This window comes from Zemynaea arenosa (assembly GCF_004614185.1).
In the GTDB taxonomy this organism is placed as follows: domain Bacteria; phylum Pseudomonadota; class Gammaproteobacteria; order Burkholderiales; family Burkholderiaceae_D; genus Telluria; species Telluria arenosa.
The window spans coordinates 1-9,116 of record NZ_SPVF01000125.1 but is presented as its reverse complement, the minus strand read 5'-3'; the positions used below and the strand labels follow the sequence as shown (position 1 = coordinate 9,116).

The 9,116-nt window shown below is 67.7% G+C and carries 11 protein-coding genes; 8 read left to right on the top strand and 3 right to left on the bottom strand.

Annotated features, from left to right (window positions below):
- From E4L96_RS09630 to E4L96_RS09615, 4 genes are all read left to right on the top strand, one after another.
- Positions 1-345: glycine zipper 2TM domain-containing protein (locus E4L96_RS09630; RefSeq protein WP_135207002.1), on the top strand; the 345-nt coding region annotated here is incomplete at its 5' end.
- Between the two features lie 159 nt (positions 346-504).
- Positions 505-729 carry a hypothetical protein gene (locus tag E4L96_RS09625; RefSeq protein ID WP_135207001.1) on the top strand — a complete coding sequence of 75 codons (225 nt, stop codon included), beginning with the start codon at positions 505-507 and terminating at the stop codon, positions 727-729.
- Between the two features lie 98 nt (positions 730-827).
- Complete coding sequence (locus tag E4L96_RS09620; protein ID WP_135207000.1) at positions 828-974, top strand: lmo0937 family membrane protein; 147 nt, start codon at positions 828-830, stop codon at positions 972-974.
- A gap of 70 nt (positions 975-1,044) precedes the next feature.
- Positions 1,045-1,734 carry a YiaD family glycine zipper/OmpA-like lipoprotein gene (locus tag E4L96_RS09615; RefSeq protein ID WP_135206999.1) on the top strand — a complete coding sequence of 230 codons (690 nt, stop codon included), beginning with the start codon at positions 1,045-1,047 and terminating at the stop codon, positions 1,732-1,734.
- Positions 1,735-1,783: 49 nt separating this feature from the next.
- On the opposite strand, the gene E4L96_RS09610 is transcribed toward E4L96_RS09615, so the two are convergent.
- The gene (locus tag E4L96_RS09610; RefSeq protein WP_135206998.1) at positions 1,784-2,389 is read right to left on the bottom strand and encodes a response regulator transcription factor; all 606 of its coding nucleotides are present in this window, start codon (positions 2,387-2,389) and stop codon (positions 1,784-1,786) included.
- Positions 2,386-3,486, bottom strand: coding sequence for a sensor histidine kinase (locus tag E4L96_RS09605; protein WP_135206997.1), 1,101 nt, complete (start codon positions 3,484-3,486; stop codon positions 2,386-2,388). The genes E4L96_RS09610 and E4L96_RS09605 overlap by 4 nt, the downstream gene beginning before the upstream one ends.
- Positions 3,487-3,662: 176 nt before the next feature.
- Between E4L96_RS09605 and E4L96_RS09600 the strand changes: the two genes are divergently transcribed.
- The 3 genes from E4L96_RS09600 to E4L96_RS09590 are packed head-to-tail and all read left to right on the top strand — an operon-like array spanning position 3,663 to position 7,535.
- Positions 3,663-4,214 (top strand): (2Fe-2S)-binding protein, encoded by a 552-nt coding sequence (locus E4L96_RS09600; RefSeq protein ID WP_135206996.1) that lies wholly within the window; start codon positions 3,663-3,665, stop codon positions 4,212-4,214.
- Positions 4,211-5,242, top strand: a complete 1,032-nt coding sequence (locus tag E4L96_RS09595; RefSeq protein WP_135206995.1) for an FAD binding domain-containing protein — start codon at positions 4,211-4,213, stop codon at positions 5,240-5,242. Before E4L96_RS09600 ends, E4L96_RS09595 begins: the two co-directional genes overlap by 4 nt.
- The gene (locus E4L96_RS09590) at positions 5,235-7,535 is read left to right on the top strand and encodes a xanthine dehydrogenase family protein molybdopterin-binding subunit (RefSeq protein WP_135206994.1); all 2,301 of its coding nucleotides are present in this window, start codon (positions 5,235-5,237) and stop codon (positions 7,533-7,535) included. The genes E4L96_RS09595 and E4L96_RS09590 overlap by 8 nt, the downstream gene beginning before the upstream one ends.
- On the opposite strand, the gene E4L96_RS09585 is transcribed toward E4L96_RS09590, so the two are convergent.
- Positions 7,513-8,073, bottom strand: a complete 561-nt coding sequence (locus E4L96_RS09585) for a cytochrome b (protein ID WP_135206993.1) — start codon at positions 8,071-8,073, stop codon at positions 7,513-7,515. The genes E4L96_RS09590 and E4L96_RS09585 overlap by 23 nt on opposite strands.
- Positions 8,074-8,147: 74 nt before the next feature.
- On the opposite strand from E4L96_RS09585, the gene E4L96_RS09580 reads away from it, so the two are divergent.
- Entirely contained in the window at positions 8,148-8,741 is a 594-nt protein-coding gene (locus E4L96_RS09580) for an NUDIX hydrolase (RefSeq protein WP_135206992.1), read from the top strand.
- Positions 8,742-9,116: the final 375 nt, after the last annotated feature.

The window sequence follows — 9,116 nt, the reverse complement described above, 5'->3', positions numbered from 1 at the left end:
GCCCGCAAGTGGTGCGGCAACTGCGGCAACATCGAATCGATCCGCGAAGTGACCACGCGCGCGCGCGGTAGCGGCGTCGGTGCGGCCGGCGGCGCCGTGCTGGGCGGCCTGCTGGGCAACCAGATCGGCGGCGGCACCGGCCGGACCCTGGCCACCGCGGCCGGCGCCATCGGCGGGGCCGTGGTTGGTAACCAGGTCGAGGGCAATGTGCGCGCCACCAAGAGCTACGAGATCCGCGTCCGCCTGGACGATGGCACTGTGCGCACCTTCCATCAGCAGGCCGCACCGCGCTGGCGCAATGGCGAGCGCGTGAAGATCGTCAAGGGCTCGATCCGCGCCGTGTAAGCGGAGCGGTGTTCGCCAATCCAGGGGCCTGCGGGCCCCTTTTTCTTGCCCTTATTGCTGAGCTAACCCGGCTGTGTGCGTTACCGAACGGAATGAAAGCTTTCCCAACTTGACAATAGTTTCACGGCGGAATGCGCCGGCCAACGAAGGGAGACAGCCATGAACCACTTCATCTGGATTGGAATCATCGTGTGGGGCGTGTTGGTCACGCTATTCGGCATGGGCACGCTCACCAGCGTGGACAGCACTAGCCTGACGGCGCAGATGCCGCCGCACGACCTGGCCTTCCTGGTCGCCTGCGGCATGCTGTCCTGCCTGATCGGCGCGCTGGGCCTCACGGGCCTGCTGCACAGGCTGCCACTGTTTGGTGAGGGAAAAAAGTGACGTAATGTACGCCATCGTACGGATCACCCAGCGGTGCGCGGCCATACTGGATTCACGACGACCAAGTCGTTAATAACAACCCACCCGAGGACATCATCATGCTTTATACCATTGCCGTAGTTCTCATCATTCTGTGGCTGCTTGGCCTCGTGACTTCGTACACGGTCGGCGGCTTCATCCACATCCTGCTCGTTGTGGCGATCATCATGATCCTGGTGCGCCTGATCAGCGGGCGAGGCATATAGGCAGTTGGCATGTTTCAGCCATGAGCCGGGGCCCATGAGGCCCCGGTTTTATTTTCAAAGGAGACTCATCATGCAGAAGACGAGCTTGCGGAAGGCCCCCCTGGCATTGCTGACGGCCTGTGCCCTGACGGTCAGTGCGTGCGGAGACATGGGCGCCAACATGACGCCGACCCAGCGCGGCACCGCCACCGGCGCGGGTATTGGCGCCGCGGCGGGTGCGCTGATCGGCAGCGCGACCGGGGGCGGCGGCGGTGGACGCACCACGCGCGGCGCGGTGCTCGGGGCCGCGGCCGGGGCGGTGATCGGCAATGTCTGGTCGCGCCACATGGAAGAGCAGAAGCGCCAGATGCAGCAGGCCACGGCCGGCACCGGCGTGCAGGTCACGCAGACGCAGGACAACCGCCTGAAGCTGGAGATTCCCAGCGATGTGTCGTTCGATACCGGGCGCTCGGATATCAAGTCCAATTTCCGGCCGATCCTGGACCGGTTCGCCCAGACCCTGCAGGAGAATCCGGCCACCAATGTGACCATCATCGGCCACACCGACAGCACCGGCACGCCGGCCATCAACGAGCCGCTGTCGCTGGAGCGGGCCGCGCACACGCGCGACTACCTGGCCTCGCGCGGCGTGAATCCGCAGCGCATCCTGATCGACGGCCGCGGGGCCGCCGAGCCGATCGCCTCCAACGACGACCCGGCCGGCCGCGCCCACAACCGCCGCGTCGAAATCTACGTCGCCGAGCCGCAGCGGCAAGGGTGACCTTGTACCGGAGCGCGCCCGCTAAACGGCGCGCCACCCGGCTGAGAACTCAAAGCCAGCCCTGGTCGCGGGCGAGGCGGAAGGCTTCGACGCGGTTGGCGGCGTTGAGCTTGCTGATGGCTTCGGAGAGGTAGTTGCGCACCGTGCCTTCGGACAGGTGCACCAGCTTCGCGATTTCGCCGGAAGTCTTGCCCTCGCCCGCCAGCCGCAGCACCTGACGTTCCCGCTCGGACAGCGGGTCCTCGCCCGCACTCCAGCTTTCCAGCGCCAGCTCGGGCGCAATCGCGCGGCCACCGGCGTGTACGGAGCGAATCGCGGCCGCCAGGGCCTCGGCCGGCGCATCCTTCAACAGGTAGCCGCGCACGCCCGCCTGCAACGCCCGCCGCAGATAGCCCGAGCGCGCGAAGGTGGTCACGATCATCACCTTACTCGGCAGCGCCTCCGCCGCCAGCGCGCCGGCCAGCTCCAGGCCGGTCATCAGCGGCATCTCGATATCGGTCAGAATCACATCCGGCCGCAGCGTGCGGCACAGCTCCAGCGCCTCCTTGCCGTTGCGGGCGGTGCCCACCACGTCCAGGTCCTCTTCCAGCCGCAGCAGCGCGGCCAGGGCGCCCAGCAGCATGGTCTGGTCTTCGGCCAGGACAATGCGGATCATGCCCCACTCCCCATCGGCAGGGCCAGCTCCAGCGACAGCCCGCGCCCGCCGGACAGCACGATCTTCCCGCCCAGCGCCCGCACGCGTTCCTGCATCCCGGTCAGGCCGTTGCCAGCGCGGATGCGCCCGGCATCGGCCGCGCCACCGTCATCGGCAATCCGCAGCACGATGGTCCCGTGCTCCACGGCGAGTGTGACGTCGCAGCGCGTCGCCGCCCGCGCATGCCGCACGATGTTGGTCACCGCCTCGCGCAGGGCCAGCGACATCACGTTCTCCACCGCCGGCGGCATGGCCAGCGGATCGACGCGCGCATCCAGCGTGATGTTGGCCGCGGCCAGGCTGTGCCGTGCACTGTCCAGCTCATAGGTGAAGCCGGCCTGCCGGTAGCCCGTGACCGCGCTGCGCACCTCGGACAGCGCCTTGCGCGCGGTCTGCTCGATGTCGCGGATCTCGCGCGCCGCCGCGTCCACATCGCGGGCCACCAGCTTGCCCGCCAGCTCGGCCTTCAAGGTGATCAGCGACAGGGTGTGCCCCAGCAAGTCGTGCAGGTCGCGCGAAATGCGCTCGCGCTCGGCGATGGTCGCCATGTGCTCCACCTCCTCCTGCGTGCGCAGCAGCTTGGCGCGGGAACGGCGCACCTGCGCTTCCATGATGCTGCCGATGCCCACCGGCAGCCCCACGCACACGGACGGAATCAGGAAATTCAACACGGGGTAGGCCGAATTGGCCGCCGACACGGCTGCCAGCAGCATCACCCCGATCAGCGCGGCATACGCGTTGCGCCGCTGTACAAAGCCCGCGCACATGCCGCTGGCGAAAATGAAGAACACGTTCGCGCCCGGATTGAAGGGCACCCACAGCACCCCGATCAGGCAAACGGCCAGGATACACAGCAGCACGCGCTGCCCGTCGCGCCGCCAGAAGCTCGAAAAATACGCCGCCAGGAAGGCCGCAAAGGTGAGCACCACCATGCCCGCTTCCGTCCACGACGGCAGGCCGCCGATGTACTTCCAGAAGAAGAAGTTGATCGTCAGCAGCCATAAATACGGCGCCTTGCCGAATTCGGCCGGGACCCAGGGCCAGCGTAGCCAGCGCATGAAAAAAGTATCCATGCCGACAGTGTGCCGCCATCGGAGCCGCCGCGCCAGTGACAACTGTCATCAGCTGGCCGGGCCAGTCGGAGCACAGTGTGCGTCACCGAACCGAGCCACGGCGGCGCAGGACCTAAGGTGCTAGCTCTCCTGCCCCCTGCCCCCGCACGAAAGGACAGCCAATGCCCAGCCAGCCCACCCGCTCCCTCGCCCCGCTGCAGCGCCATCCGGTGCGCCTGCGCATCAACGGCGAGGAGCGCACATTCGACGTCGAGACCTGGGTCACCCTGCTCGCCCTGCTGCGCGAACGCGCCCAGCTCACCGGCACCAAGAAGGGCTGCGACCACGGCCAGTGCGGCGCCTGCACGGTGCTGCTCGATGGCCGCCGCGTGAACTCCTGCCTCGCGCTGGCCGTGATGCAGGACGGGCACGAGGTCACCACCATCGAAGGGCTGGCTCAGGGCGAGGAGCTGCACCCGCTCCAGCAGGCCTTCATCGATCATGACGCCTTCCAGTGCGGCTACTGCACGCCGGGCCAGATCTGTTCCGCCGTGGGACTGATGGCCGAGGGCCAGGCCAAAACCGCCAACGACGTGCGGGAGCTCATGAGCGGCAACGTGTGCCGCTGCGCAGCCTATCCGCAGATCGTGCGTGCGGTGACGGAGGTGATGGGGCTCGATGACGCCGAGCAGACGCCCGCCGCGGGCTACGTCACCGGACCGGTGCTGGCATGAACCCGTTCACCCTGACCCAGGCGTCCGACCTGGATGCCGCGCTGGCGCGCCTCGCCGCGCCCGACGCCCGCCCCATCGCCGGCGGCACCAACCTGCTGGACCTGATGAAGGAAGGCGTGATGACGCCCGCCGAGCTGGTGGACATCAACACCCTCGCCCCACTGGGCCTGGACCGCATCGAGGCCATCGACGGCGGTGGCTTGCGGCTCGGTGCCCTCGCCCGCAATGCCGATACCGCCTACCACGAGCTGGTACGCATCCGCTACCCGCTGCTGTCCGCCGCCATGCTGGCCGGCGCCTCGCCCCAGTTGCGCAACATGGCCACCAACGGCGGCAACCTGCTGCAGCGGACCCGCTGCGTGTACTTCTACGATATCGAGGTCCCCTGCAACAAGCGCGAACCGGGCAGCGGGTGCCCGGCCAGGACCGGTGTCAACCGCCAGCTGGCCATCCTCGGCACCAGCGAGCAGTGCATCGCGACCCACCCTTCGGACATGTGCGTGGCCCTGCGCGCGCTGGACGCGGTTGTGCACGTGCGTTCGCAGTCCGGCACGCGCGCAATTCCGTTCGCGGAGTTTCATCGCCTGCCGGAAGACCGGCCCGAGATCGACACCACGCTGCAGCCTGGGGAACTGATCACTCACATCGAGCTGCCCGATGCCACGCGCTTCGCGGACCATTCCGTCTACATCAAGGTGCGCGAGCGCCTGTCATATGCATTCGCACTGGTCTCGGTGGCCGCCGCACTCGATCTCGATGAGCACCAGCGCATCCGGGCCGCCCGCATCGCCCTCGGCGGCGTCGCCCACAAGCCGTGGCGGGTGGAAGACGCGGAAGCAGCTCTGGTGGGCGAGGCCCCCGGCGACGCGGCCTTCCACCGTGCCGCCGACATCATCCTGCAGGGTGCGCGCGGCTACGGCCAGAACGACTTCAAGCTGCCGCTGGCCCGCAACACCATCGTGCAGGCCCTGCACGCCGCCGTGCGCGGCACAGCCGCTGCCGGACAACGAGGAGCCCACCATGGATGACCTGATCCCCGCCCTGCAAACTCCGACCGCACCTGCGGGCACGGGCCGCGTGCGCAGCGGCATGCCGGTGTCGCGCGTGGATGGCCGCGCCAAGGTGACCGGGAGCGCGCGTTACGCCGCCGAAATCCACGCACCAGGCCTGTGCCATGGCGTGGTGGTGAGCGGCATGATCGCCAAGGGCCGCATCACGCATATCGATCCATCCGATGCGCTGGCGGTCCCCGGCGTGATCGACGTGCTCACCCACCGGCACCGCCCGCCCCTGGCCGGCGACGATGAGGAGTACAAGGACAGCACCGCGCCCGACGGCGCGCCCTTCCGTCCCCTGTACAACGACCGTATTCTCTACAGCGGCCAGCCGGTGGCGCTGGTGCTGGCCGAGACCTTCGAAGCCGCGCGTTACGCGGCATCGCTGGTGACGGTGGACTACGAGGCCGAGGCCCACGCCACCGACCTGCTGGCAGGCCTGAACGACGCCCACGACGCCAGCGAGACCACCAACGAATCCAAGGGCGACGCCGATGCGGTCTTCGCGCGCGCGCCGGTGAAGGTCGATGCGCAGTACTACAATGAGGTGGAGCACCACAATCCGATGGAGCTGTTCGCGTCCACGGTGGTGTACGGCGACGATGGCCACCTGACCATCTACGACAAGACGCAGGGTTCGCAGAACTGCCATGAGTACATCTGCGGCGCGCTGCAGCTGCCGCCGGAGCGGGTCACCGTGCGCAACCCGTACGTGGGCGGCGCCTTCGGTTCCGGCCTGCGGCCCCAGTACCAGCTGCCGCTGGCCACCATGGCCGCGCTGCACCTCAAGCGCTCCGTGCGCGTGGTGCTCACGCGGCAGCAGATGTTCTTCTTCGGCCACCGGCCCGAGGTCTGGCAGCGCGTGAAGCTCGCGGCTAATCCTGACGGCCAGCTGCAGGCCATCGTGCACGAGGCGCGGCAGGAGACCTCCAGCTTCGAGGACTACACCGAGGAAGTGGTCAACTGGTCTGGCCAGCTGTACGCCTGCGAGAACATCCGGCTGGGCCACAAGCTGGTGGCGCGCGACCGCCCGACGCCGGTGGACATGCGCGCTCCCGGCGCCACCCACGGCGTGCATGCGCTGGAGGTGGCGATGGATGAACTGTCCTATGCCCTCGGCATGGATCCGCTGGCGCTACGGCTGAAGAACTATGCCGAGCGTAATCCGCTGGATGGCAAGCCGTATTCGAGCAAGGAGCTGCGCGCCTGCTACGAGCGCGGGGCGGAGCGCTTCGGCTGGTCCAGACGCCCACCGCAGCCGCGCTCCATGCAGGAGGGCGCGGAGCTGGTCGGCTACGGCATGGCGAGCGCCATCTGGGAAGCATTCGTCAAGGAAGCCGAGGCGCGCGCGGTGCTGCATGCCGATGGGCGGCTGGTGGTATCCAGCGCCGCGTCGGACATCGGCACGGGCACCTACACGGTCATGACCATGATTGCGGCCGAAGCCATGGGACTGCCGATGGAACAGGTGACCTTCCAGCTGGGCGACTCGAACCTGCCGAAGGCGCCGACGGAAGGCGGCTCGTCACACGTGAACTCGGTCGGCTCGGCCATCTTTGGCGCCTGCGACCACCTCAAGCGCGAGTTGTGGGAGTACGCGCGCGAGCAGGAAAAATCGGCGTTTGCGCAGGCATCGTTCGAAGACGTGGAATTCGGCGACGGCCAGCTGCGCTTGCGCGGCGGTGCCACAGTGGCCATCGCCGACCTGCTGCGGGCGAAGGGCAAGGACCATATCGAAGCTACCTACCAACTGTCCCCGCCCAAGGACAAGCAGGAACAGTACGCGCGCCTCGTGCATGCGGCCGTGTTCTGCGAAGTGCGGGTGAATGAGGCGCTGGGCATCGCGCGCGTGACGCGCGTGGTGGACGCGGTGGCTGCGGGCCGCATCATCAGCGCCAAGACGGCGGCCAGCCAGGTGAGCGGCGGTGTGATCTGGGGCATCAGCCAGGCCTTGCACGAGGCGACCTACACCGACCATGACCTCGGCCGCTTCATGAACCACAACTACGCCGAGTATCACGTGCCGGTGTGCGCGGACATCCACGACATCGAGGTGATCTTCGTCGACGAGGAAGACCGCATCGTCAGCGCGCAGCTGGGCACCAAGGGAGTGGGCGAAATCGGCATCCTGGGCGTGGCGGCGGCGGTGTCCAACGCCATCTACCACGCCACCGGAAAGCGCATCCGCAGCACGCCGATCACGCCGGACAAGCTGCTGCTCGGCGACCGCGACCTGCCTGTGCCTAACGCGCCGGGCGGGGCTTGACCCAGCGCGGCAGCATCGAAACCAGCACGCTGTCGCGCAGGATGAAGTGGTGGTACAGCGCGGCGACTGCGTGCAGGCCCGCCAGCCACATGATGGCGTCGCCGAGGAACTCGTGGACTTCAGACACGCCCTCGCCCAGGTCGTGGTTCAGGGCCAGCAGCGGGCCGATCTCGGCCCCGCCGGCCAGCGTGAGCGGGTGGCCTTCCAGCCATGTGCCCACCACACCGGTGAGCGGCAGCGCGAACATCAGCAGGTAGAGCAGCCCCTGGACGGACTTGGCAACAATGCCCATCCAGCGAGCCACCGGCACCGGGTCGGGCTGGCGCGCCACGAGGCGCCACAGCAGGCGCAGCAGCACCAGCGCAAACACCGCCAGGCCAAAGGTTTCGTGCAGTTGCTGTTGGGGGTCGACTCCGGCAGCCCGGGCGTGCTCTTCGCCGCCTTCCGGGCCGAGAATGAAAGCGGCCAGCACCAGGATCGCGGTCAGCCAGTGCAGGGTCTGGGAGACAGCGCCATAACGAACAGGATTGCGTTCCATGTGAACCTCCTGCAGTTGAGTATAGGTCGGAAACCTGACGCAGAGCCTACACCAGTTTAAGAAAGGAGAACTCCATGGACGAGGAAAGCATCCGGTTTCAAGGGACAGAGACGCTGTCCCGGGACTCGGACAGGTTGAAGAAGACGAGCTTCGATTTGAAGGCGAGGAATGGCGAGTGGATTCATCAGGATCGCGAAACGTACCGGCGGGACGATGGGGCGACTGTGCTGTTGTATAACCTGGCGCACCGTACGGTGGTCCTGACCAGGCAGTTTCGGCTGCCGGTGCATATGCATGGGGAGCCGGGGTATCTGGTCGAGACGGTGGCGGGGGTGCTGGAAGGGGCGGATCCGGCGGTGCGGATCAAGGAGGAGATCAAGGAGAAAACGGGGTTCGAAGTGGACGAGGTGCGCGCGGTCGGGCGGGCGTACATGAGCCCTGCGGCGGTGGTGGAGCTGGTGCACCTGTTCGTTGCCGAGTATGAGCCGGGGCGCAAGGCGGGACCGGGCGGGGGCTTGCATGAGGAAGGCGAGGATATCGAGGTGCTGGAAATGCCGTTCGACGAGGCCTATGCGATGGTGGAGCGCGGGGAGATCGTGGATGGGAAGACGATCATCCTGCTGCAGCATGCCAGGTTGTCCATCTTTGCCGAGGGGGCGCAGGGATAGCGGTGACGGCGGCGCAACGGGTTGGCGGAGTGCTCCGGCGGCCTGCGACGATGCGCGGCGGGCGGCCGGGCGGGGCTGAGCGGGATCAAACGCTCGCGAGGTGGCGCTCCTAGAGTGGCCTCCAGTAGGTGCTTTCCAATGAGGCCAACATGGACCAGCCAGTATCCACGATAGCGGGCCCGCGCCCCGCAGCAGCGGCATCTCCGCAATCATCGGAGCCGGTCGTGGGCTCCGCAGAGCCGATGCCGCTGAGCGGCCGGCCGCCCGCCGCGCTGCCTGCGGAGCCGATGGTCCTGAGCAGCAGCGTGCCGGGGGCGTGGCGCACTGCGCTGCCTGCGGAGCCGATGGGCCTGAGCGCGAGCGTGCCGGGGGCGC

Excerpts from the sequence above, each read along its gene's own strand:
- E4L96_RS09625 (WP_135207001.1), top strand. The coding sequence starts at position 505 with ATGAACCACTTCATCTGGATTGGAATCATCGTGTGGGGCGTGTTGGTC.
- E4L96_RS09620 (WP_135207000.1), top strand. The coding sequence starts at position 828 with ATGCTTTATACCATTGCCGTAGTTCTCATCATTCTGTGGCTGCTTGGC.
- E4L96_RS09615 (WP_135206999.1), top strand. The coding sequence starts at position 1,045 with ATGCAGAAGACGAGCTTGCGGAAGGCCCCCCTGGCATTGCTGACGGCC.
- E4L96_RS09610 (WP_135206998.1), bottom strand. The coding sequence starts at position 2,389 with ATGATCCGCATTGTCCTGGCCGAAGACCAGACCATGCTGCTGGGCGCC.
- E4L96_RS09605 (WP_135206997.1), bottom strand. The coding sequence starts at position 3,486 with ATGCGCTGGCTACGCTGGCCCTGGGTCCCGGCCGAATTCGGCAAGGCG.
- E4L96_RS09600 (WP_135206996.1), top strand. The coding sequence starts at position 3,663 with ATGCCCAGCCAGCCCACCCGCTCCCTCGCCCCGCTGCAGCGCCATCCG.
- E4L96_RS09595 (WP_135206995.1), top strand. The coding sequence starts at position 4,211 with ATGAACCCGTTCACCCTGACCCAGGCGTCCGACCTGGATGCCGCGCTG.
- E4L96_RS09590 (WP_135206994.1), top strand. The coding sequence starts at position 5,235 with ATGGATGACCTGATCCCCGCCCTGCAAACTCCGACCGCACCTGCGGGC.
- E4L96_RS09585 (WP_135206993.1), bottom strand. The coding sequence starts at position 8,073 with ATGGAACGCAATCCTGTTCGTTATGGCGCTGTCTCCCAGACCCTGCAC.
- E4L96_RS09580 (WP_135206992.1), top strand. The coding sequence starts at position 8,148 with ATGGACGAGGAAAGCATCCGGTTTCAAGGGACAGAGACGCTGTCCCGG.